Source organism: Coprococcus sp. AM14-16 (assembly GCF_003434675.1).
Taxonomy (GTDB): Bacteria; Bacillota; Clostridia; order Lachnospirales; family Lachnospiraceae; genus Coprococcus; species Coprococcus aceti.
On sequence record NZ_QTLL01000001.1, the window covers coordinates 1,184,416 to 1,210,813 of the forward strand.

Annotated in this window: 20 protein-coding genes; all 20 read right to left on the minus strand. The window is 38.3% G+C overall.

The features are described 5' to 3' along the window. Positions 1-56: 56 nt before the first annotated feature. Positions 57-902, minus strand: coding sequence for a DUF6273 domain-containing protein (locus tag DW159_RS05255; protein WP_117549173.1), 846 nt, complete (start codon positions 900-902; stop codon positions 57-59). Positions 903-1,095: 193 nt separating this feature from the next. Then, a complete protein-coding gene (locus DW159_RS05260; RefSeq protein ID WP_117549175.1) occupies positions 1,096-1,638 on the minus strand; it encodes a hypothetical protein in 543 nt (180 codons plus the stop codon). 114 nt (positions 1,639-1,752) lie between these two features. Further along, positions 1,753-2,475 (minus strand): hypothetical protein, encoded by a 723-nt coding sequence (locus tag DW159_RS05265; protein ID WP_117549177.1) that lies wholly within the window; start codon positions 2,473-2,475, stop codon positions 1,753-1,755. 52 nt (positions 2,476-2,527) lie between these two features. After that, positions 2,528-3,874, minus strand: coding sequence for a protein kinase domain-containing protein (locus DW159_RS05270; RefSeq protein ID WP_117549179.1), 1,347 nt, complete (start codon positions 3,872-3,874; stop codon positions 2,528-2,530). Between the two features lie 15 nt (positions 3,875-3,889). Then, the gene (locus DW159_RS05275; protein ID WP_117549181.1) at positions 3,890-4,696 is read right to left on the minus strand and encodes a PP2C family protein-serine/threonine phosphatase; all 807 of its coding nucleotides are present in this window, start codon (positions 4,694-4,696) and stop codon (positions 3,890-3,892) included. Positions 4,697-4,729: 33 nt separating this feature from the next. Further along, positions 4,730-6,274, minus strand: coding sequence for a penicillin-binding transpeptidase domain-containing protein (locus DW159_RS05280; protein ID WP_117549183.1), 1,545 nt, complete (start codon positions 6,272-6,274; stop codon positions 4,730-4,732). A 30-nt stretch (positions 6,275-6,304) separates the two neighbouring features. Beyond that, complete coding sequence (locus tag DW159_RS05285; RefSeq protein ID WP_055280530.1) at positions 6,305-7,672, minus strand: FtsW/RodA/SpoVE family cell cycle protein; 1,368 nt, start codon at positions 7,670-7,672, stop codon at positions 6,305-6,307. Positions 7,673-7,690: 18 nt separating this feature from the next. Continuing rightward, a complete protein-coding gene (locus DW159_RS05290) occupies positions 7,691-8,356 on the minus strand; it encodes a hypothetical protein (protein ID WP_147323104.1) in 666 nt (221 codons plus the stop codon). Between the two features lie 105 nt (positions 8,357-8,461). Continuing rightward, positions 8,462-10,069 (minus strand): helix-turn-helix domain-containing protein, encoded by a 1,608-nt coding sequence (locus DW159_RS05295; protein ID WP_117549187.1) that lies wholly within the window; start codon positions 10,067-10,069, stop codon positions 8,462-8,464. 73 nt (positions 10,070-10,142) lie between these two features. Further along, positions 10,143-11,744, minus strand: coding sequence for a hypothetical protein (locus DW159_RS05300; RefSeq protein WP_117549189.1), 1,602 nt, complete (start codon positions 11,742-11,744; stop codon positions 10,143-10,145). 93 nt (positions 11,745-11,837) lie between these two features. Further along, a complete protein-coding gene (locus DW159_RS05305) occupies positions 11,838-12,551 on the minus strand; it encodes a hypothetical protein (protein ID WP_117549191.1) in 714 nt (237 codons plus the stop codon). A gap of 218 nt (positions 12,552-12,769) precedes the next feature. Then, positions 12,770-14,008 (minus strand): toll/interleukin-1 receptor domain-containing protein, encoded by a 1,239-nt coding sequence (locus tag DW159_RS05310; RefSeq protein WP_117549193.1) that lies wholly within the window; start codon positions 14,006-14,008, stop codon positions 12,770-12,772. A 21-nt stretch (positions 14,009-14,029) separates the two neighbouring features. Beyond that, positions 14,030-16,483 (minus strand): ATP-binding protein, encoded by a 2,454-nt coding sequence (locus DW159_RS05315; RefSeq protein WP_055280524.1) that lies wholly within the window; start codon positions 16,481-16,483, stop codon positions 14,030-14,032. Between the two features lie 13 nt (positions 16,484-16,496). Beyond that, on the minus strand, positions 16,497-17,405 hold the full coding sequence (locus tag DW159_RS05320; protein ID WP_055280523.1) for a hypothetical protein: 909 nt from the start codon (positions 17,403-17,405) through the stop codon (positions 16,497-16,499). Beyond that, positions 17,402-17,716, minus strand: coding sequence for a hypothetical protein (locus DW159_RS05325; protein WP_117549194.1), 315 nt, complete (start codon positions 17,714-17,716; stop codon positions 17,402-17,404). Before DW159_RS05325 ends, DW159_RS05320 begins: the two co-directional genes overlap by 4 nt. Positions 17,717-17,750: 34 nt before the next feature. Beyond that, positions 17,751-21,284 (minus strand): hypothetical protein, encoded by a 3,534-nt coding sequence (locus DW159_RS05330; protein WP_117549196.1) that lies wholly within the window; start codon positions 21,282-21,284, stop codon positions 17,751-17,753. Beyond that, positions 21,284-22,795 carry a hypothetical protein gene (locus DW159_RS05335; RefSeq protein ID WP_117549198.1) on the minus strand — a complete coding sequence of 504 codons (1,512 nt, stop codon included), beginning with the start codon at positions 22,793-22,795 and terminating at the stop codon, positions 21,284-21,286. The genes DW159_RS05330 and DW159_RS05335 overlap by 1 nt, the downstream gene beginning before the upstream one ends. 125 nt (positions 22,796-22,920) lie before the next feature. After that, positions 22,921-23,790, minus strand: a complete 870-nt coding sequence (locus DW159_RS05340; RefSeq protein ID WP_117549200.1) for a hypothetical protein — start codon at positions 23,788-23,790, stop codon at positions 22,921-22,923. An 8-nt stretch (positions 23,791-23,798) separates the two neighbouring features. After that, positions 23,799-24,305, minus strand: coding sequence for a hypothetical protein (locus DW159_RS05345; protein WP_117549202.1), 507 nt, complete (start codon positions 24,303-24,305; stop codon positions 23,799-23,801). A 20-nt stretch (positions 24,306-24,325) separates the two neighbouring features. Further along, the gene (locus tag DW159_RS05350) at positions 24,326-25,993 is read right to left on the minus strand and encodes an Hsp70 family protein (protein ID WP_117549204.1); all 1,668 of its coding nucleotides are present in this window, start codon (positions 25,991-25,993) and stop codon (positions 24,326-24,328) included. Positions 25,994-26,398: the final 405 nt, after the last annotated feature.

Below are 26,398 nucleotides of genomic sequence, written 5' to 3' on the forward strand. Positions count from 1 at the left end.
TTTTATATTTGAATGCACTTCCAAATACATTTTTAAATAAAGTCACTTCTCATTCACTAAAACTTCATCCACAGCGCAGGTCTGATGCCACTAAACCAATAAGTATTATTAACGGTGCTGCCAACCTCATTAATCCAACCTGAACCATCAACATGCATTGTAAAATCTTCATATATTCCAGGAGTACGCAACCACCATATGCCACCGCCTGTTCTACGTTTTACAAAACGCTTCTTTATATCATCAGCCTCAATTACAATCCGATCCGTCGGTACTGCAATTCTATCTTTTTTCCGTGGAAAATATTTTTTCACTTCTGAATAACTCAAGCAAAAAATTTTGTCCTCTGTGCTCTTGCCACCGCTTCTGTCATTTAAAGTATTATTCCCACTTTCAACTTTTATTTTCGCTATACCTTTTTTTTCATCATTTGAAAAAACCGTTTCCAGAAAATCGGTATTAAGGTATCTTCGAAGCGAACAGCTTTCCCAAGTAACTCCACTGTTGTCCAAGTTATATGGTTTTATATCCAATATTTTTTTAGATATGAGCAAGGCTTTGTTATTATCGACGTCTAGTACCATCCACTCAACAGGCTGACCTCCATATTTACCGATTCGGATTATGTCGCCCTTTTTATATTCAGCACGCATATTTGCGGAACTCGTAACTTTATTTCGCTTTTCGCTAGCCAGCTCTCTCTCAAGCTCATTATATCTTTTTCTCAATTCACATTGCGGACATGATTCATATTTTTTGCTGTCGTATGAAATTTTACATATTTTACATAATGTCCTTCTCTTTGCCGCCAGACTTTCCTCGTACCTTTTTTTATCAACTGCGCCCAGTGCGGAAACCGTTGGATATATGAAAGTTTTATCTGAATCAGTTATTATCTCCATGTCATATCCCCTCACACCATACATTTATTGCTTTATACACACTGTTATAAGTTTACTATATTTTCTTATATTTTTCATCACATTTGACAAATAATTTCAAGTGAATTTCAAGTGAATGTACAAATTATATTATTTCAGTTAATTTCTGATTCAACATGTGCCCAACTATGCTTTCTTATCTATATTATAAACTCTACAACCTCATTACCTTTCCGTTTCTGCAGCCATCAATATATTCTTCAAATATGTCACTTCCCAATGTATCCGGCTTACAAAGAACAACCTCGACGTCCGAATCGTTCAATAATTCATTAACCTCAAGCCGGTTCTCTCTCTGTATCACTATACTGTTAACACGTGGCAGATTCTCCTCTGTAATATAATACAATCTTTTTTCATCATCACTTATCTCTTCAAGCATCTTAAAACCGATAAAAAAAACGTGACTCATATTATGGTCATCAGATTTTTCACACACATCCCTGTAGCAAGGCTGCGTCTCACCATTTAATATTTCAAATTTCCTTACACCCATGAGGCCAGGAGTTTCATAGACATATGCCACATGTATTTCATTGTAATCTGTTAATTCTTCCTTTAACCTTTCAATCGTCTGGTATATCAGGTAGTTGATTCTGCTCTCTGTCCCACATCCTGTTTTTTGATTTATGCAAATTACAGTATAGAGATTTCTTTTCTCCAACTGAAATTCCTGTGAAAAATCACTTAGTGCCATATGTAATCCCTCTCTTCTTCAAAGTTATTCGTCTTTTATTTATCTGATCATATTTTTTTATCTGTTTTTGCTTTATACTATTCTGGGTTTATTACGTTTTTCTGTTTTGCTATATTATGCACTTTGAATAATTTTTTTTGCCAGCATTTCTGCCATAATCAGTGTTCCTTCCTCGTCCTTGTCCAAAATATCCTGAATATCATAGTATGAACACGTATTCACATTATTTTCTGTAAGAGAATATTCTAAGTTCACAATCCGAAGCTGTGGCATATAATCTCCGCCATTCGAAATGATAAATGCCTGCTGCAATCCATGGTTTGTGTAATCACCGTACACACCTGGTTCATTTTGTGTAAAATTCTGAAACTCCTTTCCTACAGCAGCCGCCGAATCTGTTAATATTATAAGCTGCTGAGAAACTGACACATTTTTATCCTGCTTACACACAGAGTCCATGTACTGGTTTATAGTCTTCAGCTGAAGATTTAACGCAGAATTAAGTTCTTCATGTCCATCATCACTTCCACCATAAAATGAGATATCTGCAAGGCTTCTGAGTACCTCATCCTCATCTTTTGAAATTGATCTTTTTCCGGAAAATCTCATATTTTCTGGTTTATCATGCAACAGAACAACACTGTAACTGATATCTATATCACATTTATCTTTCTTTAACGTTTTCAGATTGATGAGCAAATGTTCTATCAGATAATAAATCTGTCCATACACAACTGAAAAAGATAGTGTTGCATCCAGTACCACTCCAAGAACCAAAGCTTTTGTTTTATTTTCACCCGATATAACCTTTGTATGTATTATTTTATTATCACCCATTCTAACCACCTTCCTGCACTAATCACATTCATTGTTTTCTTCTCAATTTATACTATCTGATCGTAAGCTCAAATGCTGCGCCGTCACACACGACCTTATCTCCGTCTTTTATCTCCATTTTCAAACTTTTATGGCTGTCACTGCCTTTTTCGCTATCAGCTCCGATTTCCTGTCTGCTGCATATATCAATATCTCGTCCCGGCAGCGGTATTACTGTGATTTTATTTTTATAATTACATACTGAAAACATAATTTTTCCATCCCAGATTATATCCCGCACAGAAGCTTCATAAAGCGGGCTTCCTGTTTTTTCGCCATCTGGATTCTTGCATACAACCATAATGTGTTTTCTTTCTTTTACTGACTTTTCTTCGTGATTCAGTCTTGATTTCTTTAACTCAAGCTTTGTTTCCAGTAGATCCCATGAGCCATTGCACTGATCAAGCAGAAAACTCTTCATATCCGAAATTATGTCTGACACTTTTGTATAGCACTCATTTGTTTCCGGATTGCAGCACATCTTTGCCAGAATATCTCGCAGTGGCTCATATTTTTTTCCAAGATACTTCTTTTTGAACCTGTCCTTATTTGCCTTAATTCCATAGCCGATCTCTTTATCCATGCAATATATCGTTGAAGAAAGTAAATTCTCATGCTTTGTTTTTAACTGTTCATCGGTAAAATACTCTCGTCCATTTAACCAGAAGAAAAACAATCTTCCAGCAGAATATACATCCGTGGAAATATCCCACTCTGTTATTTTCTTATCTGTGAATATTGCGGGCGACGTATAGCCATTGCTAAAACCTATGTCCCACCCTGCGACATTCATCGTTTTTTTACTGCCTGCAATGTGTGAAAAATCAAAGTCCACAATGACAACATCAGAATTTCTATCTGAGATCATTACATTTTCCGGCTTGATATCCCTGTGCAGATAAGCCTGCCTGGAATATTCCGTATAATATTTCATTCCATATAAAAACTGCATCATCTGGCGATAAACAAGCCACTCTGCCTGTTCTTCTGTGATCTCATCAAATGCGATCTTTTTTTCCAAATCAAAGCGAAAGTCCTTCAATGTCTTTCCTTTGACAAATTCAAGTTCCACCCCATATATCTTTTCACCGCTTGGAGTTATCCCCGTAAAATTGCCATATACATGCTCTATATACGGATGATAAAAACAGAAAGCCCCTTCTCTCTGCAGATTGTTCAGCTTATACGAGTCATCCGTAATCTCCACGAATTTGAGAAGACAGTCCCTGTTTGTCTTGGTTTCTACCGCTCGTACTACATAATATTTGTCATTGTATCTTGCAGGAGTGGCAAGAACATACAGCGGTTCACCATTCTCGTCTGTGATGTAATCTCCTGTTTCAAAAAATAAAGTATTCATAAATCCCTCCACCTGCTATTCGGCTATACACAAAAAAGCTGTCTGGTCATCATCCTTGTCCATCCTTGCCAGTGAAAATATCTGATTGAGCAGAAATCCCTCTTCCTGTGTGCTGCATTCATTCATTATCCTTCCAAGTATTTTCTCATTCATATGCCCAAAACATCCATCTGAACCTGTAAGGATTGCATCTCCACTTTTTAGATTTCCAATTGAACTAACATATATGTCATCTTCCAGTATTTTATCATATTGTCCCAGGCTACAGTATAATATATGATCATTTCTATAGTATTCTGGAGAATACCGTTCATACGTACCTGCAGCAACTGCCTGCTCTGCAACAGTCTGGAGTTTCGACATCAGCTTCATCTTTTTGGCGTTTTTTCTGTATAGGTATATTGGAGAATCTCCAACATTCGCAATCACAGCGCAGTCATCAATCAGACAGACCGCACTGATCGTAGAACCAGTAGCTTCGAATTCATCCGCTCCATCACACACTTTTCTGTTTGCAGCCTGAATTGCTTTTACCATTATTTTTTCTATATCACCAATACTGTATTTCAGTGAAAATTCATCCATATCCGAGCTCATATACTGCTCCATAACATTCACGTAAAAAGTATTCATAAAACCTTTTACTGCGTTCTCAGAGGCTCGTCTGCCCTCGCTAAGGCCTCCCATTCCATCCGCAACAACGATCAGCTGTATTTTTTTATCTTTCATAAAGGAAAACTGTGAATACATAAAACTATCTTCATTTTCACGATGATTTTTGTCAGCAGCTTTCTCTGTTTCTGAATATATTCTATAATCCATAAACGCTCCTATCTTACATATTTCTATGATATTTTATTCTTCAAATTCCGTAAACAGGTAATTATATATATCTGCAACTATAGGTATCATATCACTGCCTTCCTTACCTCTTACCTTGCACTGATTTGCAACCACAACATATCTTGGATCATCATATGGTGCAAAGCTTATATACCATGCATTCATAGTATTATCAGCATCACCCGTTTCAGCAGTTCCTGTTTTTCCAGCCACACCGTATTCATCAAATACTTCTTTTTCATATTCCAGGCCATGAAGAGAGCAGCACTCCTGCGCAGTGGATCTCATATAATCTGCAAGTATTCTTGAAGCCCTCTTACTCGTGGCACGTCCCATTTTCTCTGGTTTTCCACTGTATACTGTCTTTCCGTCTGCATCTATAATTGAATCAACCATGTAAGGCTTCATCAGATTTCCATCGTTTGCAACTGCCTGGGCTATCATTGCAGCCTGAACAGTTGTTATCTCTGTCTCCCCCTGTCCAAATCCTGTCTGTGCAAATATGTCTTCAGCAACATCTGTATTCCAGTTATATCTGACCTCACCAAAATCAAGAAGGAAGCCATCACCATCATTTGTAAGCATGAATTTTTCAGCTGTTTCATTAAGCCGGGCTTCTCCAAGAACCAAGGCAGCCTGTGCAAAATAAACATTTGAAGATATATTTAATGCCGTTTCCAGATCTATCTCATCACCATTTTCAACATCCAGAGTACTTGTCCTGTAACTGTAGGCGTCACAGATCCATCCACCATCCATCTGCAGTGAAGTATTCTTCACTGTGAAATCTTCCATATCATGATCTATAAGAGCCGCTGCAACCAGCACCTTAAATATACTTCCCGGTGCCTGCGGATTCTTATATGTTACTGGGTATCCAGGCTCTAATACAGTGTTCTTCTGATCCTCAACCATTTTCTGCTGGGCTTCTTCCAGATTGTTAAAGTCATATGTAGGGAAACATACATCTGCAAGAATTGCTCCGGTTTCCACATCCATAACGATTGCTGAACCTATATCATCCGTTGAGCTGATGTAGTTACTCATTGCCTCATACACATGGTTCTGTAACCCATCATCTATAGTTAGAACAGCACTCTCTCCTTTTCTTCCGTCCAGATTAACCGTATTGTATATCGAACCGTCCTCGTCAAAATAATTTTCATCAAGGAATGCCATAAGACGTGCATCATTTCTGCTTCCGACTACATCCTCAGCAGTTTCTGCCAGTGGATAAAATACATGTCTTCCGGTGTACCCAAGCAGTTGTGCATAAGCCATGCTGTTGCTGTATACCGTCTTGACTTCGTTCTTTTCATCGCCGTCTACATAATCGGTAACAGCAAGAGCGTTTCCATTTCTGTCATATATATCCCCTGGCAGAATCGATTCGTCATCCTTTTCCACTTTAGCATATACCTTGAGATTATCCGCACGCTTGTTTACCCCTTTTACTACGCCCGAGTTCATATACAGTGCGGCAATTTCCGCAATCAGCATGCTTCCAAGTATCATACATACTGCGCTTATTCTTTTGTTACTCTCATGTTTATTCATCTGGCATCCACCTTTCTATTCCGTCATTTCTTAGCTCAATGTCTCTTCTGATTCCAATTCAATTTTTGTTGAAATAACAAGCAGTATTGCTACCAGGCACATGCTGGTTACAATTGCTGAAAATCCCTGCGAAAGGAAATAAAGCGGTATACCTGTTATCGGAAGCAAAGCCATGTTGTAACCTATGTGAATGATACTCTCTACCGCTATCAGACACGCTATTCCAGCTGTCACTCCCTTACTATAGTTATTCTCGCACTTCTCTGCTATATACGTTGACCTCTTGACGAAGGCCAGAATAAAAATGATCAAAATAATTCCTATCGAAATTCCGCATGTTTCTATAATATTTGCAAATATAAAATCATTATTTGCTTCAGGAAGATCTATCCTGTGTCTTTCTGTTCCAATTCCGAACCACCCACCTGTTGCAATAGACATAAGTCCTTTTGTACCCTGATATCCATAATCATTCATGTATAATTCAGGATGAAAAACAGCTCCAAACCGTCTTACTATCTTTGATACAATGCCCGGCAGGGCACCCTCATTTTGTACCATGATTGGGAACAGGATCTTTGCACTCACTAACCACACGATCACAAATCCGGCTGCAGATACTATCTTCAAAGCTGCGGTCCATCTGTTGTGCGAGCCGAACAGGTGGAGCATGATAAGCCCTGTAATATAAACTATCATCAAAGTTCCGAGCTCACTGCACAAAACAAATACAATGCTGAGAATTGCTGTGTGTACAAACAATATAATGCCTCTGTTAATCTCCCATTTTATTATTTTTATAGTATCGCTATCCTTACACAACAGCCCGGCAGCTACAAAAATATACATGATCTTTACAAACTCAAATGGCGTTGTGCCTGCAATAGAAATTGTTGCCCCCTGGTCGCCTCTGTCACCAACAAGCTGTCCTAAAAACAATACTGCTATAGATATGCCATACTGGAGAAACATCATTCCAATTACTACTTTATCTTCAGATATCCATTTTGATAATCTTGAATATAATGCAAATGCTATAACAGCAGATCCTAGTACCACCACCAGCTTAATCAACGCTGATATCACAGCTCCGTTTCCTCTATCCTGGATATTCTGCACCAAAAATCCAAGATTTAAGAGAACTATTACGATTATGAACAGCTTTTTATCTGCCTTTGCAAATGTTGAACCTATACATCCAACAACTGTAAATAACATCATAACCAGCGAAACTGGAATATAAGAAACACCACATCCTTTATAAAGTGCCACAAGCATCATTCCAAGCTCCACAGCCAGAACTACCACTATGCTTTTAAGGTCAATATAAGCAAACAATCTTGAGCACATGCTCTTCATCCTGTAGTCTGTAAATCTTTCATTGGCATTTCCGTCCATGCTCTCACCTCCAAATCTCTAGTCTGCTTTGTGCATACAATCATACACTCTTGTTGGTTCAATTCTTTTTGTCGGTTCTGGAGCAGGCTTTGCCGATGCCACCTGCGTTTTGTCATTGTTCTCGTCACTCCTGTTTTCTGCTCCGGCACTCATCACAAGTCGCTCCGTTTTACTTGGCTTATGATTGTTCGTCGGGCATGTAACTATTATCTTGCTTTCTCCGATATAGAATACTTCCTTACCGTTAAGCTTCAGTCCCCGTCTGTATCCTATCGTTTCATAGTCATTTATATCCTGGTTAAACCACTGAACCGGATTGTATTTTGACATATTTACTAACTCATAATAACTTCCGCTGTCCTGAGCGATTTTTTTTACAACTGCATGAACCGGTTCTGCAAACTCATCATTTAAAACGATTTCATTTCCATTGCCACTTCCAATTCTTGCACTCCTTGTAACAACTTTTATCTGTCTATACTCCACCTCCCCTGGACACTTAACACATACAACCGGACCGTTTGCAATCTTCACGTTCTGAAGATTCTTTATAGGTCCGCAAGAATTCAACGCTTTGTTTTTCTTATTCTTTACGTCCTTCCATACTCCACTTCCATGCGAAAGATACATCACCAAAAGTGCCACCAAAACAAAAAGTCCAAAACCAATTAAATAACCTAACATAAAAACCATCACCTTTCCTTCATTTGAATTTGTTGTTGTAATTGATGGTCTTATTATATGGTTATTTAATGGCCTGGACTACCAACCCAAGTTTTGGCATCGCCGCTACTTCTGATCTGCATTTTCCTGATCACTTAACTCAACAATTGCCTCATATATATTTTCCAGAGTTTCTCCAATATCTAAAGCTCTGGTTTTATTATTTAAAACATGGTTAATTACATAATATTTTCCTTTTTCATTTTCATATATGGTTTCCTCGCCTATAAAAATTCCAAATAATGTCGAGAAAAAGCCATATATAAATTTATTCAGACTTGTGTCTGTTCCTATTATTATCTTTGTTTCAAGCAAATCTTTGTCCATAAGTTTGCCCTCATATTTTTTATTGAGGAGCACGGAATAATACATCGCAACAAGAAAATGCATCATCTGTATTTCATCTCGCGTTTTTACTCTGGTTATCTGTCTCTCATTCAGTTCCGTATATGCCTCATACCCTTCGCACTCAGTCTGATATAATCTATCATCAAGATAAACAGCGTCATTTTCCATGTCCATATATTCAGCCCACGCCCGATACCTCTCTGTTGCAGCAAACACTTTCCAGATATCTTCAAATTCTACATCCAAACTTCCTTCACCTGTCTTACATGAGTCTAATACTGTGCTGTAAAACATCTCGACAAGAGATGCCCCCTGATCATATATAGAAAATGATTCCAGAATCCGCCTAGCTGATACATATTCCGGCAATTCACCATGATCTTTCATATATCCACCTAAGATTAACATAATTATCAATTTGTCATTAAGGCTTTTTTCAGAAAAACTACGGCTATTATCCGCAACTGCCATCAACCCGCCTTCCGTAAAATATTTTTCTGAACTTTCATACTCCGATAACTGTACCATATGTGCAGATTCCAGCATTAATGAGACCTCTTCATAATTAAACCGCAAATGAACACACAGGTCGATCAGCCATTCTCTGGATATGAATGAACTTGAAAACATCCTTACATAACTATTCCGGTAATTTGGTGCAAGATTAACTATCGCCCGCTCCAAAGACACATGTTTATAATACCTGTCTCGTTGTTCATATATATTTCTGAACCTTACACCTATTGTTCTGTTCGACGATGCAAATGAATTTTTATGTACCACTGTTATCAAATTGATCAGTTCATCAACATTTCTTACCCTATTTAAGTCGGCGCTGATTGAAACAGTATTCCTTTCCATCGCATAAACATTTTTTTCTTCTGTTGAAAGTTCAATTTTACTCAGCTTACTTTCAAGTTCTTTCTCTAACTCCGGGACCTCTTTAAATTGTAAAATGCCGCGTGCGACCTGAATAAGCAGTGCATCATGCAGGTTTTTGCAATATAAATCCAATCGGAGCATTTCAAGGAGTCTTTTCCTCGCATGCTGGTATCTGCGGTTTCCAGACATGTTTTCGTCAGAGTCCACCTCTTCTTCCGCACTATACACAAAATGATCATACTCCCATAATGCAAGAGATAAAAAAGTCTCAATATCTCTTGGCATACTGGTTTTACCGTTTTCCCAGTTTCCAATCGTATTACGGTGTACTGTATCACATTCACTGCCATTCTTTTTAAATACATATATATGTTTACAGAACTCTTTCTGCCGCATCCCGTTTCTTAACTTTTTTACCCATTTTCCCGAATATTCATCCTGCATATATTACAAAATCTCCTCTATATTTCTTCTATGTTTCTTCTATATTTCCTCTATAGTTCTTCTATATCTCCTCTTATGCCCAATTTAATTCTTTTATCCTGCTTATAATACATGAAATAACAGGATCACCAACATTAACCGGCGCATAAGCTCCCAGCAAATGATCATTCTCCACCGCATCACATCCTGTGGAGCTGATACTGTGCCAGCTTATACCCTTCCCGTAATCTTTCTCAAACATATGAAGGCTGCTTCGCCCCAGCATTCCATAAGATTCCAGCATTTTCTCAGCCGCCTTACTTCTTCCGGCAATATCTTCTGCATCCACAGCAGATGTTTTCTCACGGCTGTATAACAATTCATCATAGTCGCTAGATAACTTGCCGCGCAGCAGATCACTTTTTGATATCACACCTAAAAAACGCTTATTAGATAAATATTCCGGAGCTGCATATCTTCTATACATCGACACAACATGTTCATAAATCTTTAGTGTCGGGATGGAATTGCCTGCTTTTTCTCCTGTATCGCTTTCATACCCTGCTTCAAGTATTTTTTTTGCATGAACAACCGCATCTCTGTTTTCCTTCTGAAATTCTGCCTGCTCTGCCAAGGACATCACGCTGCATTTTTTGAACCGGCTGTGTCCCTTCATTCTTTTCAGGGATATATTTTCTATTCCCATATCACGAGGATCGAACAGATACATATCAGCATATAGATGATTTATCAGCTGATTTCCATTAACGCTAGTTACTGTATCCATACGGTCAATAAAGCTGACTGGATTATCATATATTCCTACTATCAATGTTTTGCGGTCAGCACCTTTTCCATAATCTGCTCTGAGAAAAACAGGAACATTTTCACCACACTTTTCATTCACTGGACATTTTCCATTCTCAGTGCACATTTTTTCTGCCTGTTCTGACACATATGCATAAATTGTATCTTTTCTATCTTTTTCAAAATGGGCCGGTCGTATCGACAATGATTCATTTTTCAGCAATACAGTCTGCGCCAGACTTTCCGCCTTATTGTTGAATAACGAATATAAGAAAGAAGTCTTTCCTGCACCATGCGATCCAAACAGTGAAATGCCTATAAAGTCATCAGCCTCATTCCACCCTGCCGGCAGTCTGTTATGACAATATGGACAGCATGGCAAAGCATAAAATACCGGATCTGCTGCTTCATTCAAAAACGTACATAATCCATTTTCCGAAGAAAACTGTAATCCTGTTCCTGAAATTTCGCATGTTTTTAATCCTTCTGTATCTGCTTTAGTATCTGTTTCATTCAGATCAAAACGCATACTATATATTCTTTTCATTTTATCCTCAAATCTGTCTGAACTATGTTTCGAAATTTCTTCAACTTCTTTTTGTTCTTCATTTTCCCCGTTCTGAACAAGCTCTTTTAACAGCTCCAAGCCATTTTTACTATTTTCCCGTTGACTTGCCAACAGGATTACATGCTGCTCTCTGTCCACAAACTGAAGATTTTTCTGACGTGAAACATCATTTTCCAATATATATGATCTGATTTTATTTGATATTACAGTCTCGTTCTTTACACGATTCCAGTCCCAGTCATCTGCACATATTACCTCGTATGCAAGATTATTCGGATCTATCTTTTTTCCATCATACGGACAAAAATCTAATTTTCCCATAACTTATCTCCATATAATTTTCTCTGTATAAATTCTCTATATAAACTTCTTCATATAAATCTGCGAATCACTCGTCTGCTTTGAATATATACATCAGTCTTTTGCACGCATATTAAATAGATATCTCTCTAATCTTTTTCCATACTGCTGCACACTCTTATAAAGATCCTTCATGCTCCTCATATCAGATTTGATGCTCTTTCCGCCTGTTCTCATATTCTTCACACTAAAACAGTCTCTCTGTTTTTTTATTTCAGACATCTTAATATATACTTCTGCTATATCTTTGCGCATTGCATGTATCCCCGCACGCTCTTTTTCTGAATAATCATTTTCTTTTTTTAATATTTCCTCAACGCAATAAGCGTAATTGCGTTTATATTTGTCATACTCTCTGTCAAAATTCTCTAACAGTTCACGAAAATACTGTGAATTCTTCTTATCTTTGTAAGCCCTCATAATTCCTATTACACACAACACCGTGAGCAGTACCGCTATAACTGCTATAGGCCAGTTAAGGTTTCGCCAGTTTTCGGTAGCATTTTCAGTCGTTACCTTATCTTCTTTTTCTGTCTTTTTTTCGTCTACAGTATTCTCTTCGGAATCTATTTTCTCCGGGGTTTCCAAGTTGTCAATTTCATTTGTGTCTGTTTCTCCCGAAACATTGTCATTCTGTTTATCTGCATAACCGTCTTCTGTTGTGACAATATTTTCCTGAACGTCTGCATATACCTTATACGGTGTTCCCGCAAGGAACACAAGCAATGCGATCAAAATAGCTGCCTTAAAAATAAAATTATGTTTCATATCAATACCCTCCTGTTCCATTGAACACCAGCCATGCAAAATTTGCCTTCGGCAAATGGCTGGCACTACATGTCAAGTTTTCATAGAAAACTTGACACATCCTTATTAGCTGCTTTCTCAGTTACTATCAGAATGGTATCATAATTATTTAGCATATTATACAAACCCGGAATTGTGCAAAAAGAGATTAAAGATTACCTTTAACCTCTTTTTTATTTTCATACTATCCTATTGTCACACATAAACGCTATCTGCTTTCTTGCCTCTTCGCTCCCTTTATCAGCTGATCTTTGGAAATAGCGCTTTGCTTCCAGATTATTGCCCTGTACATAGTAGATACAGCCTAAAAGATATGATGAAAATGCTGTATCAGTTTCAATCAGTTTTATTATACCTGGCTCATTTTTACAGTCCAGCTGTCTTATATCCATACTTTTTTCCGCGAGCATATTGATCGCATTTTGTATGTTTTCGTCTATCTCTGCGGATTGTACTTTTTCCTCGCGAATTGTATATGTATCTTTATTGATTACACTTCTTATATTTCTCATAAGTTCCGAAAAATGATTTCTTTCATCCAGATCGAAATTAATAGCCTGATAATCTGTTAGTTTTCTTGGAAGATCCTGTATAGACATCCCTTTATACATCGGAACAAGAAGCTTTTCAGTAAGATCCCCCTTCATATATGCAAGAAATCTCTGCCATTCACTTTTTACCCAGGTACTTCTGAAATACTCTGGTCTAGATCCCAATACGATCATAACCTTTGCAGAACTAATAGCATCAAATATAGCCGCCTCATATAATACACCGGCCCTGTTTCTCAGTGTCTTTTTTGAAAAGAATACATTATATCCTTCTCTTTTCAATGTATAATACAGCATTTCAGCGTCAAAACTGTCCACTGTTACGCCTCTTCCATCAAGTTCTCTCTGCTTGTAGCATATAAAAACATCGTATTTTTTTTCGCCATTATTTCTTAATTTTTTTATTTCTGCCTGTATCTGTGAAAACCGCTCCACATCACTTATCAGACGCCTGTATTTTCCCAGCCAGTGTACTGTCTTAAGCATTAAGTAATCTTTATCCTCAAAAATATTTGTATCCACTAATTTGTGGCAGGTTAAAGCGCCATTTCCATTTTCGTCCTCTACATATACTACCCCATATCTGCAACACAGTCTGCCCCATATTGCATCGTAGTTATCTGGAGAGATCTTCAATATTTCCTCATACAGTTCTAAAGCCGAGTTAAATTCATAACTATCACGATACTTAACTGCTGCTTTCAGCCATCTTTCTACGTCCTCACGCTGTCTTTCTGTGTCGTCACCAATTTCATTGACTGCACCACAGTATTCGCATCTGCATTTTCCATCATGCTGCGATGCCAGATTAAGTGGTCCGCCACAAAGTTTGCACTTATTATCTATAATACCTTTTTTTTCATTCATGAATACAATCCCAGCCTTCTATCAATCCTGTTGATCATCCAAAGGAGCTCGCCTTTGCATCATTCGTTTTGTCATAAGTTTTGCACACTGGAACAGTTGCTCTTCATCCTTGTTCCCCTTTATCATCTCTGAAATAAGGTTGTCAATCTTTTTATCAGCATTTCCTGTTCCTGCCACATTAGTATCAATACAGTTTTCACATCTGCTGCATACATTTCTCGCAACAAAATCTGCCTCATTTCGGATATGAATATCGCAGCCTTGTGTACAGGCACATTCAGCAAACGGCAATATATATGCATCCTGCATTTTTTCTCTTACAAATTCGTCACTTATATCACTTGAAATCTTATAATTCTGTCGTATGTCATCCATCTGTACCAATATAGGCTTTGGCAATCGCTCACAGGAAATGTAAAACTGCCCAACTTTCAGCTTTGAAATTCCGTTATAAACATTTTCTGATAAATTTAAATTGTTTTTCAAGAACATTCTCTCTTCGTACGATTCCAGATGCATGACTACTTTTATATTGGAATTATTGACAAAACTCTCTAATATAGCCAGTGACTGATCCGCAAATATCATTCCTGTTCCATACACTCTGTTTACCTTCACCATATCCAGCAAATAGTCTTCTAATGTATCGACCGAACTCACCTCACCAATACCCGTCCGGGAATGTGTCTGGGCTCCAAGCAGGACATGGGCCTCGTCAACAAGTATGAGATTCTTAAGTCTGCTGTCTTTAACCTGTTTCTGGCGAATATATAGTTTGATCTGCAATAACAACATAGACATAAACAACGTCTTCTGTTCCTGGTTATCTATCGCATCCAGTTCAATCAATGTACAGCCAGTCAGCATTTTATCTAAATCCACCGTCTTGTCTGTATCAAACAAGTATGGATTGTTATTGATAAGATTCTGTAATCTATATACTCCACCGCTGTTCAGATTCTGCTTGGATTCATAATCATACGAAGACCTCTTTATCTCTTCTTTAAATTCACAAATAAACTCATGAAGTCCAAAGTGCCTTACCCCAGCACAATCTCTGGTACTGTCATTACGCCACCCGTATTTTGCATAACAATTTCTGACAGATTCTGAAAATATGACATCAAGCGGTGTCGTCATAGAGAATGCAACCTGAAAAGAGGATAACAGACTCGGCAGAAACTGTTCAAGAGTGACTCCTTCCGGTGGCAGAAACGGATTAAACATAATTGGTGAAATTTTAGTATTTCCCGGCGTATAAATATTCATATCAGGAATAACATCAACCAATTCCCTGTATTCCGTCTTTGTTGGCTCTATTATAAGAAATGGTATCTTTTTCTTTTGGCATTCAATCAGTATATTGAATAATAGCGTCGTCTTTCCTGCCCCCGACATACCAGCTATTGTCATGTGTTTTGTTATCTGTGGCAATGGTATATATATCGACTGATTCTTCCTGTCTTCTGTTCCGATTTTTATACCTTCTCCATCGAGAAATTCCTCTGGTATCTTTATGTCATTTACTTTTCTTTGACCGTCTTCACTCTCCTGACTGTCTGCGCTAAATATACAATCCAGCATATCCGCAGTCATCAGATAATCCAGCCTGTTAAACCCCTGCGGGATAACTATATTAAAATTAGACCTGTAATGTGCAGCTGCCGTTGCATATCCCGGCAGCATCTGTCCTCCATCCAGCAGATAATCTCTCTTATAAATCAGTTCATCAGGCACTCTCTGTATCCCATAACCTTTACCTCTGAAAACGTATGCGATTTGGTCAGAGGTCTCATCGTCACCCCAAAAACTCAGGCATGTGAAGAAAATATTCTTCATCGCCATTGATTTATAAAGCTGATACATATTTATCGCATACCCGATTTCATCTGAATTTGTGAATGTTTTCTGTATCCAGTCTAAAATCTCTTCAATTCTATGATTTTCAATCTCTAATATACGTGTGGTAGTAAATTGAATACTAAGTCCTGCATTTTGACTTGATTTTATAATTGACATTAAATACATAAAATCAACCGGTTCAACGCGGATATATCCACCTGGAATATAACACAGCCTGAAATCTTTTGATTTGTCCCCAGGAACACACAGATACAGTCTTCTTCTACTGTTAAGTCTTTCTATCAGTTTTTTTGTATCTTCAGGTTTCTTCAGTGAAATTTTATAGTTTTCGTATGTTAGTCTATCGATCAGCAGATTTACAAAGCTCTCAAAAGTATTTCTGAGTTCTCCCAGGTTGAAGCTATTCTCTCTAACCAGTAAACTACAGACTTCTTTACCATCACTGTCCGTTTCAAATATCATTTCATACGAGCATCCCGATCTGCCAAATTCTTTTAGAAACTCTGACAGCTGTTCATTCGTCACAGCATCAACAATTTCTGAAATATCCAGCACTGTAGCAAACATCCAGCTTTTATCAGGCATTTTCTCACTATAAAATTCCACTTTCATTCATCAAACCCTCTCACTTAAATTTTTTAGTTCCACGATATCTGACCCTCGGCTTATTCAAAGTATCCCGTTCTTTGAAGGAATCAATTTTTTCTTTTTCGCTGTAACCACAGACTTTCTGTATAGGTTTTCCTTCAACAAAACTGTACTGATCTTTGGTCCTTAGAAACTCCAGCGCATCATCAAACATCGAAAGTTCCGGATCGTCAAATGCATCAATTCCCGTCTGCTTTTTAAAACTTTCTTTAAAACTCTGTTCTAATTCCGCTAAATCCGATTCTTCAAAATACTTTAATAAACGTACTGTCTCGTTTCGTTCTCTTGCTATACACTGTCTCACTGCGTGTTCGAAAGTCCTATCCTTCACTCCCTTTTTCTCTTCCATTTTCTGGGAAATGTACTGCAATACCTGTTTTTGGAACCGTCTTGCATCAAGCTCAATCAACTGTGCTTCGTACAATGTGTGACTGATATCAAGTAGTGGCTCATCTTCATCATCGGATGGACTACAATACATTACAATATTCATCATAATTTTATTTCTTGTTTTTTCATCGACAATATTTTTTTCCGGATGATCAACAACATAATGCTGCCATGCATGCCTTCCCTCATGTGCTATTGTCCCAAGTGCCTTGGCAATGCTGAAATTGGAAATTGTACCAGCAACCATACCTTTACCTATAAGAAATCTTGGATTAATATTAATACTTTTTCCATCAAAATATCCCATAGTTCCCGGTGATTTCCTATATTCTTCTTCAGATATAACATTTATTTTAAGTGCATCTCTCTGCTCTGATTCAGCCATCACATTCTCAAACCTCTGCAATATTTCAAGGCGTTTGTCTGGCGGCAGATTATCCCATCCTGATACATCTATTTCCTGTATGAATGCATCTAATTTACTTCCATTCGTCATTTTCTAATATCATCCTTTTCAAATTGTAATATTGCGTCCATATAAATATCTATATCCTTTGTAAGTGCATTCATAAAGCACAGTGCCCGAAATTCAGAACATGACAGTTCATCTGCCACATCTGAAACAGTAGACTCGTTTAATACGAATTTTGATACATCCCTGCCCTCTGCCCAGTCGATTATAGTATCCCTGATTTCCGGGTTATAACAAGTTAATATATTTGCTGTTGTAATTGCCGAATCCAAAATACTGTATTTTTCATCCAGAATCAGCTTATTCTGGATTTTGCTAAAAACCTCATCATTCACGATTTATAAACCCTCCTGTTACACATTTCACAAATTATTTTGAACCACATCTTGGACAGCAAAAGCTTCCAACAGGAATTAAAGCACCGCATTTGCTGCACCAGGAAGCTCCCGGCTGGCTTCCCTGATAAGCAGATGATGAACTACTCATTCCATCTGTTGTCTGCCCATCATAAGGAGATACTCTGCTGCCATTATTTCTTGAATCCCCATAGTTTGGAAATGCCGAGCTGCCACTATTTCCTGAGCCGCCATAATTAGTGTACGGTGAGCTGCCATTAGTCCTTGAATCCCCGTAGTTTGGAAATGCCGAGCTGCCGCTGTTTACTGAGCCGCCGTAATTAGTATACGGTGAACCGCCATTATTTCTTGGATCTCCATAGTTAGGAGTTGCAGCTGTTCTTCCATAATCGTCCGGAGCTCCATAACCTCTATTTACATCATCTCTCTTATTTTTTTTGCGGGAAGATTCCTTTATAGACTTTATATTCTTCTTCATCTTCCTCATCATTTCTTCCATCTCTGCAATTCTTGTCTGCATATCATCACAGAACTTTTTGCTGTTCTCATCAGCCATTGCAGAATGCTGTATAACCGACTGTGCAACGTTTGACTGTGCTTCTGCTGCAGCTTTCACCATCTGGACATTTGCGCTTGCATGAATAGCTTCTTTTTCGTTTATAAACGAATACTTCTTTACCGCAGCATCAATTGCCAGAACCTGGCTCAACAGTTCGTCCAGCCTGTCCATATATTTGTTTTCAAGGTCTATCTCTGCCTGATGCTTTTTCTCCTCCAACGAGGCAACCATGTTGTCATGCGATGCCCTATACATGTTTTCAGACTTTTTAATCTCAACATCAGCTGATGCATATATAGAAGCCTTTTGTACATCATTATCATTCAGATGTGAATTGTATTTTAACTTCTCTCTCAGTTCCTCTATCTGCTTATCCTTTGTTTTAAGCTCATATTCCATATCCGATCTGTGTCTGTCACGCTCGTATTCCATTTCGGATTTGTATTTATCTCGCTCATACTCCATCTTCAGGATAGTCATCCTGTATTCATTGTCCCGCTCCTCTACCTGCATTGAGCGGATAAAGTCTGCATTTTTTCTTTTTTCCATTCTGGCATCTGCTCTGCTTTGAAGTTCTTCCATCAGATCATTCTCTTCTTTTGTGAGAATATTTTTTAAATGAGCCGCATTATATTCAAGGTTTGCTGTAGCATTTCCCTTATTAATCATATGTCTCAGCTCATCCTCCGCATCCAGATTTCTCAGCATACGATTATATGCTGCCTTCTTTTCAGCCAGTTCCAGATCGCTCTCTGAAATTTTGCGCATAATGCTGTTTATAACCCGCTCGTTTTCTGTAGCTGCCTGCTCCAGCTCATGTTCAAGCGCCGACTGCTCACGGGTGAACTTCTTTTGCGCATTCCACTTCATTTCTTCCATCTGAATGGCACTGCTAAGCTGGTCGTGCTGATTTCTGTTGTCTGCCTCCCATTTTGTCCGGAGTTCCTTTGCACGATTTTCAATTTCCTGCTGATTAAGATAATGTAATTCCTGTTTTTCCTCTTTGTTCTGACGGATATTCTGAACGTTCGCATCATGAACCGCTGATGATATCTCTGACTGATATCCATAATCCTGCATCTTTGAATTATGTGCTGCACCTGCAAGTTCAGACTGATACTGATATCCCTTCAGTTTCTGGCTATGCTGCCACTCATTTTTCGACTCAGCATCCTCTCTTGCCCAGGATTCATACTTAAGCTTCTGCTGTCTTTCAATATCATCCTTCGCATTGACAACATTGTTCTGTATGTACATATTGTCGATGGTATTCTGTGCTCTGCCATGATTATTTCTGGTTATGGCAGCTTCGGTGTTTACCGCCTGTGTATCAAGATCTATTTTCGTCTTGTTTTCAATCGCTGATTTGTCCACCTTCATCTGCTGATCAAATGAGTACAAATCTTTATTTATATTCTCAACGGACTTGTGTTCTTGAGCACGTCCCAGCGTCATGAGTGCCGGTGACTCCATGCGCTCTTTCTCATGCATAGTGAACATTTCTACCGCAAGTCCATATCTCTCAAAGAATATCGAAAGTGCCTTTTCTGCATTATTTCTCATATACTGGTGATATACAGCCAGATCTCTGATGTCTGCATCAACATCATTTATCATCTGCTGAAGAATATCCCCAAGCACTTCCCCTGCTGCCTGCTTTACAAGATCAGTAGCATATTTCTTTATCGCCTGCTCGTCAGCACCCTTTTTAATCCAATACTGAACCTCGGAGATCTGGCTAAAGAGCTCCTTGTTGTTGATTCTGAACTTAATTGTTCCGCCATACTTAACATCTGCAGACAAGGTAATATCATTCTTCATATGAATTGGAACAATCGGAGACTCCCAGTCAAATAAAGTTTCTATATGCCTGTCTATCATTTCGGCTGTTTCAACATGTGCCTTGTTCTGCTCTTTTTCCTTTATTCGTTCTTCATCTTCCTCAAAACGCACAAAATCCAAAGAGAACAGACTTATTTTCAAACCAATTTCATTAAGCTGTCTGTCTATTTCCGTCTGTGCCAGGCCCTTAAAATACGAACTATTCTGATCAAGTACCGTAAATGCAAAGCCATTAGTATATACTGCTGATTTCAGCACCTGTTCCACTACCTCTGCACAAATCGACTTAACCTTCTCATACAGTTTTGAATTGTTACCATCCTCTGCCTGCGTCACTATAAGCTTATCTGCTGAAGCATTTTCGTATCCTACAAATTCAACAAAACGCTTTGCATCACTAACTGAAACTGTAATTCCACCGCCAAAGCTGAGTGAACCAGCAAGTTCGCCGTTTGGATATGAAACCGGCTGCTTTATAACTACCCATTTCATCTGCTTGTCTATATTTTTACGGACATAAAATATCTGTACCGAAACCTGAGCGTTCTTCTCAAGCGTTGCATACTCAAGCTGTTCTGTAATAGTTCTTATAGTATCCGATAATAAATATTTACCCGTTCCGGCTGGCGATGAACATATTCCGTCGCGCAGTATCAACGCACTGTACCCTTCCGGAACAACAACATGACTGGCAAATGGGAAATATGTCATAGGATGTTTCCATATGACATCTGTGTTATTATCCGGAACTGTTATAACTGTTGCAGCTCCGCTTTCAGATGCATTCTTGACACCCTTTAATTTTTCAACATTAAACGTGAAATTACAAATAGGGCACGTATGGGTAATCTCATTGTATTTCACTCTCTGATTCATATGACATGAAGGACATGTAAGCTCTATATCAGAAACATTGTGCTGTGAAAGTGAATATCCACACGCCGGACAGTTCTGATCAGATCCTACTCTCGTGTCATGTATTACAGTATTTCCGCAATGTCTACATACCACAGTTTCATACGAATCATTCTTTGGATTTATTTTTTTTGAACAGCTGGGACATGTAAATTCCTGTTTTAAAAATCCATATTTTCCTTTTACTATTGTACCGCAGTCTGGGCACTTCATTATGACTTCTTTACTCATCATACCCCTCCATAAATCTCATCTGTTTCTAATTTTCTTAAAGTATCTGCAAAGACATCCTTCTCATGTCTTATCTGATCATTTGTTTGTTTTCTCACAGTTTCAAGAGCTGTTCTGAGAGTTCTTACCATCTCATAGCCATTATTGTTGTCATTGTTTTCATATGTTTTTTGCAGATTCGAATCCTTTACCAATTCAAGTAATGGTTTTATCTGATCCGCCAGCTGCAACTGTTTCTTTTCAAGATTTTCATGCTGAATCTGAGAATTTCTGATCACACGCTCCAGATCTGCTTTCAGAATATAAAACTCTATCCTGGCATTCTCCATTCGCTTTTTCTGATTATCTATATCCTGACACTTATCTTCCTGCTCCTTCTTTATTTCAGCATACCGGCTCTTATACAGCTCACGCATCTCGCTGCTATTAGATATCTTAGCCTTTTCTTCCTCGCATTGTTTTTTTAAGATATCTATTTCGTTAGAGAGCTTTCTAGATTCCGTTTCATATTTTTCAGCATTGTTTTTCGCCTCAGCATGATCCTGTAAAATCCTGTCATATTCTGCCTGGGCTCTGTCCTGTTCCACCTCCCAGTAATTCTGGTCGGCCAGTACTTTTCGAACAGCATCATCCAGGCTCATCTTTTTGTCTTTTATAATTTCTATCTGCTTTATTGCATCATCTTTCTGTAGTTCAAGAGCTTCTATGTCTTTTCCTATCTGTTCTTCCTCTACCCTCAGATTATTCGACTCTTCCTGTAAGCCCGTCTTTGTCTTCTCCGCCTCGAATATCTTCTGTCTGTAATTATCACGCTCTAACTGGGCGCTCTCCACAGCCTTTTCCTTGTCTTCAATTTCCTGCTGTATTTCACGGTTTTTCATAACAGCCTCATCATATGCACTGCATAGATCCGAATACTCCTGATTCAGTTTACCACGTGTTTCTTCGCACGTCTTTATCTGATCTTCAACATTTGGTATCTGAATCGAAGTGTAGTTATCTATCTCCTGCTGCATCGTATCGACTCTGGCAAGCATATCCTCGTACTTTGATTTCATTTCCTCTAACTGCCTACTTTGAAACTCTATAGAGTGCAGCTCTTCTTTTTTCTTTTCCAGATCATTTTTTCTGCTTTCCAGTTCCTGCTGTTTCTCTTCTGCTTCCTTTATCTGCTTATCCAGAATAACTGCCTGTGCCTCAACTTCGCTCAAAGCATCTATTGCCTTTCGTTCAATAACAGTCATGCTGTTCTCGCTAAACAAATCCTTATTGTTGTTATAAATACGCCCCATTGAGATAGACATTTTGCACAGGTTCCTGATAAATCTGTTATCATCCTCGACTCTGATATCCTCGACTTTACTTACCCCCTGAATATTTGCGTTCTTGAAACTTCTACCTGCAGCATTAAACATATCAACAACCAGTCCCAGCAGATCCTCCATTGTAAATTCATTTTCACTTTTTTCCTGATTTGCCTCTACAGCCTGTATAACTGTACCAAAATTCATATTTTAATCTCCTGTATTTGAACTCCAGCCATATAGAATTTGCCTTTGCCAAATGGTTGGAGCAGCGTATCATGTTTTCATAAATAACTTGACACATTCTATCATCCAGTTCTTATTTTTCAACTCTACTCTATCCTGTGCTGCATAATTTTATGCATATACTCCGGATCCTGAAAAATCTGGAATAGATCATTTTGATCACTCACTTTTAATTTAAATAGAGTTGACTTACCATCTTCTACCAGTCTTTTATATAATAATCTTGAAACCACATCTATTGCACTGTTATCGTATGTTTCCGAAGAACTCAACAATGCACGCTGTATCATCCGGTTTATCTGTTCTACGCTAAATGCCTGCCACGTCTCACAGTCCACATTGACCGTCTGTAGTTTCATTAATAGAGAATCAAAATTACCGCTGATATTTATCCTTTTTACAATCTCTGTTGAAAGAACAATCTCCGGAAAGAAAGGCAGTGGGCCTGTATAATTTTCATCTACTACAATAAGAAAAAGTATTCTGGAGTTGTTTGCCTTATCCTTTTGGAGTATTCTATTTATCTTTAAATTATCATCCAATGATATGATATCGCTGTAACTCCTAATATAAAATACAAATGCACAAGACTCTGATATTGAAGTAAGCGATGCCATATTCTCCAGAAACACCTTCTTGGGATGTTCGTATACATACATTGATCTTTGCGAATTTGTCCGCATTCTCTCCTTTTTGTATGCTGGCACGTCTGCAGTTTTTTTAAATAAACTCTTTTTGGTCTTTTCACAATACCGCCTGAGTTCATAATAATTCTCGCAGTTTAAGCGTACCATTTCATTATTAGTCTTAGGCTTATTAAAATAATAAATGTTCTGGAAGTTTTCATTTTGCAGTTTTAAATGAACGTATTGCTCAAAATCAAGTTTTAGCAAATGATTTGAGAAATATATATCTTCCGTATCGGCAAAAACAAAGCGAATATCTACACTCCCCATTATCCATTCTAACCTTTCAAATTGATTTCTTCTGAATCTGAATATGTCTGTTCATTCCCAACTCGGATCGCTATTCTAAGTCCTGGCTTTAAAACGCATCCCACTCTCCAGAGTCCTGATGTTCCTGGTGCAACAACTTTTGCCACTTCTTCATGGCTGTAACCATTCGCATATTTTATAACAACATTAAGTGTTAATTCCTCACCTGCTGTCTGTCTGGCATATTCAGTATTTCCCCAGACAACATGTCCAAAATCCAAGTCACCCATATTCTGAACAATAGGGATGTCCTGTCTTGATCTCTCCACAAGCTCACCGTCGACATCTTTCCAATAATAACTTCTCAGTTCTGCAGATACACTACTCAGCATTATCCGACGTTTATTGCTTGCCATTGCAGCAAACTTCTTCTGCAGTTCATCAGTCATGTCACCTACTACTGCAACAACCTTTTCACCACATACCGGACATACCGTCATCTGATTGAGTTCATTTCCACACACTAAACATTTCATATTATCCTTATCCTCCTCTTTTATCTCGTTATCTTCTCAAAGACATCTTCAAACTTGCCTATCTCTTCAACAGTATCACTTTCAGCAAATTCTCCCTGTATACAGTCATACTCGCGTATATGAATCTTCAAAATATCAGATTCACCAAATGACACGCCAAAACAGCATGTCTTTAAATCGTTCTTTACAAGGTTTGCCAGTTTCTCTTTAAACTTCTTTTTTGCTTTAAAACGGATTGCCTCTCCATTGCCCCTTCCATAATCAATAACAAACTCTTCAGCCCAGTTGCTTGCCAGACACAGCACCTTATTGTCACCATTGTCATCTGTTATGTAATATGGCTGATTCATCTCTATCTCCTCAAGATAATGAATCATATACTCTGTTTTCAGCTGACCATTGATCGTCGACCTGATGCCTATAGAATACGGAGCAGTCTTACACGTTTCGAATACTCCCGATGCGATCAGTGCTGCGCCATAGGATATCGCGCGCTCTCTATCCTGTTCGTTATGTATGATGCCTTTTTCCCTGTCATCACTGTCTGAAAAACCAAATTTCTCATGCATCTGCTCACGCACAAGATAAAAGTTTCCAAAACCACCGACTAAGGCTATTTTCAAATTGCCATCTTTTATCTTGGACACATCAATACCATGGTCTTTCTTTGCCCACTGTATCATCTCATCCATTTTCTCATCAAAAACATGTCGTATCACATTGTTATATGTTCTTACCAGATCAGCATAGCTTATCTCAAAATCTTCACCACCACATTGAACTGTTTCTTCAAGGACACAGTCCTCCAAGGAATCCAGATCATCTATACCCATCATCTCAAATGTATCTTCAATCTCTCCTGCTTTATGCCCCTGCTTTAAAATCTTCTCCAGCTCATTTACTCCGGCATAAAATGCGGAAGTACCTATAAGTTTTTCAGCCTCTTCTTCCGGAAGTTCCTTGCGTATTAAATCTGCAAGCAGTGTTTCCATATATACAATTCCGGCGTTGCCTATGTGCTTATCTGTGTTCTCCCCAGCGCCATTACTTTCAAGCATCTTTATCTCATACGCAGAATTTCTGCCTTTTCTTATCTCTGTAAGACTCAGGTCAAGAGTTCCGCCACCATAATCAATTATCAGGATTGCGCCATCAAACGGTTGTCCTGTGGCCTTCTGAAAATTATAAGCGAAGTAAGCACTTGCAAGTACCGGTTCACTTACTATTTTCACATTCTGGACTGTATCTATAGAACTACATATATCGCGGACCATCGCCCTGCCACTGAGCGTTTCAAAATTGTGAAACCAGACATCCGGAGCTCCCACAACCAGCTGCTCTACTGTATTCTCTCCAAACGTTTTCTCGGCCTCAAAAACAACTTCATTCAAGAATGTCTCAGCTGCCCACTTTGGAGTGAATGCATCATCATACTGTCTGTATTCCACAAGCGATTTGTCCGGCTCCATCATCAGCATCTTAAAAGCCTTAAACGATCTAAAGCCCTTTTTTCCGGTTCTCGCCTTGGCCACAAATCCTGTTGATGTTTTGTTATTATTCGAATTTACTGCCACAACAGACGGGATGGCAACTCCATCACCAGTGTCATACGCTTCAAGTACCTCATGATCCGTCCTGTATCTTGAAACCGTTGTATATGTACTTCCAAAATCTATTCCTAAGTTCATTTCAAGTCCTCCAGCATGATTGTTAATAATTATAAAATCATTATAAAATTATACAATACATCCAGTTTTTTCTCCATATAATAATTAAATTTATTTGATTTTATATAATCCTGCCCACGCAACGTAATTTTTTGACCGATTTTTCTTTTCTTATTTTATCCTTCATCCAATATCTGCCCTGCAAACTTTTGAAATAGTTGGATATTCTAAGTATTGACCAGTTCGATGTTCAGGCTATCATTGATGTTGAAACCTGGATAAATAGCCTTCCAAGAAAGCTTCTGGGATACAAAACCTCAGATGAACTATTCGAAGAAGAACTAGATAAAATCTATCATGTGGATGCTGCATAGCCAGTGTCCAACTTATTATTGCAATTTAGAAAGAATATCTTTTCATCCAAAA

Coding starts and splice junctions, on each gene's coding strand:
- DW159_RS05255 (WP_117549173.1), bottom strand. CDS start 902: ATGGAGATAATAACTGATTCAGATAAAACTTTCATATATCCAACGGTT.
- DW159_RS05260 (WP_117549175.1), bottom strand. CDS start 1,638: ATGGCACTAAGTGATTTTTCACAGGAATTTCAGTTGGAGAAAAGAAAT.
- DW159_RS05265 (WP_117549177.1), bottom strand. CDS start 2,475: ATGGGTGATAATAAAATAATACATACAAAGGTTATATCGGGTGAAAAT.
- DW159_RS05270 (WP_117549179.1), bottom strand. CDS start 3,874: ATGAATACTTTATTTTTTGAAACAGGAGATTACATCACAGACGAGAAT.
- DW159_RS05275 (WP_117549181.1), bottom strand. CDS start 4,696: ATGGATTATAGAATATATTCAGAAACAGAGAAAGCTGCTGACAAAAAT.
- DW159_RS05280 (WP_117549183.1), bottom strand. CDS start 6,274: ATGAATAAACATGAGAGTAACAAAAGAATAAGCGCAGTATGTATGATA.
- DW159_RS05285 (WP_055280530.1), bottom strand. CDS start 7,672: ATGGACGGAAATGCCAATGAAAGATTTACAGACTACAGGATGAAGAGC.
- DW159_RS05290 (WP_147323104.1), bottom strand. CDS start 8,356: ATGTTAGGTTATTTAATTGGTTTTGGACTTTTTGTTTTGGTGGCACTT.
- DW159_RS05295 (WP_117549187.1), bottom strand. CDS start 10,069: ATGCAGGATGAATATTCGGGAAAATGGGTAAAAAAGTTAAGAAACGGG.
- DW159_RS05300 (WP_117549189.1), bottom strand. CDS start 11,744: ATGGGAAAATTAGATTTTTGTCCGTATGATGGAAAAAAGATAGATCCG.
- DW159_RS05305 (WP_117549191.1), bottom strand. CDS start 12,551: ATGAAACATAATTTTATTTTTAAGGCAGCTATTTTGATCGCATTGCTT.
- DW159_RS05310 (WP_117549193.1), bottom strand. CDS start 14,008: ATGAATGAAAAAAAAGGTATTATAGATAATAAGTGCAAACTTTGTGGC.
- DW159_RS05315 (WP_055280524.1), bottom strand. CDS start 16,483: ATGAAAGTGGAATTTTATAGTGAGAAAATGCCTGATAAAAGCTGGATG.
- DW159_RS05320 (WP_055280523.1), bottom strand. CDS start 17,405: ATGACGAATGGAAGTAAATTAGATGCATTCATACAGGAAATAGATGTA.
- DW159_RS05330 (WP_117549196.1), bottom strand. CDS start 21,284: ATGAGTAAAGAAGTCATAATGAAGTGCCCAGACTGCGGTACAATAGTA.
- DW159_RS05335 (WP_117549198.1), bottom strand. CDS start 22,795: ATGAATTTTGGTACAGTTATACAGGCTGTAGAGGCAAATCAGGAAAAA.
- DW159_RS05340 (WP_117549200.1), bottom strand. CDS start 23,790: ATGGGGAGTGTAGATATTCGCTTTGTTTTTGCCGATACGGAAGATATA.
- DW159_RS05345 (WP_117549202.1), bottom strand. CDS start 24,305: ATGAAATGTTTAGTGTGTGGAAATGAACTCAATCAGATGACGGTATGT.
- DW159_RS05350 (WP_117549204.1), bottom strand. CDS start 25,993: ATGAACTTAGGAATAGATTTTGGAAGTACATATACAACGGTTTCAAGA.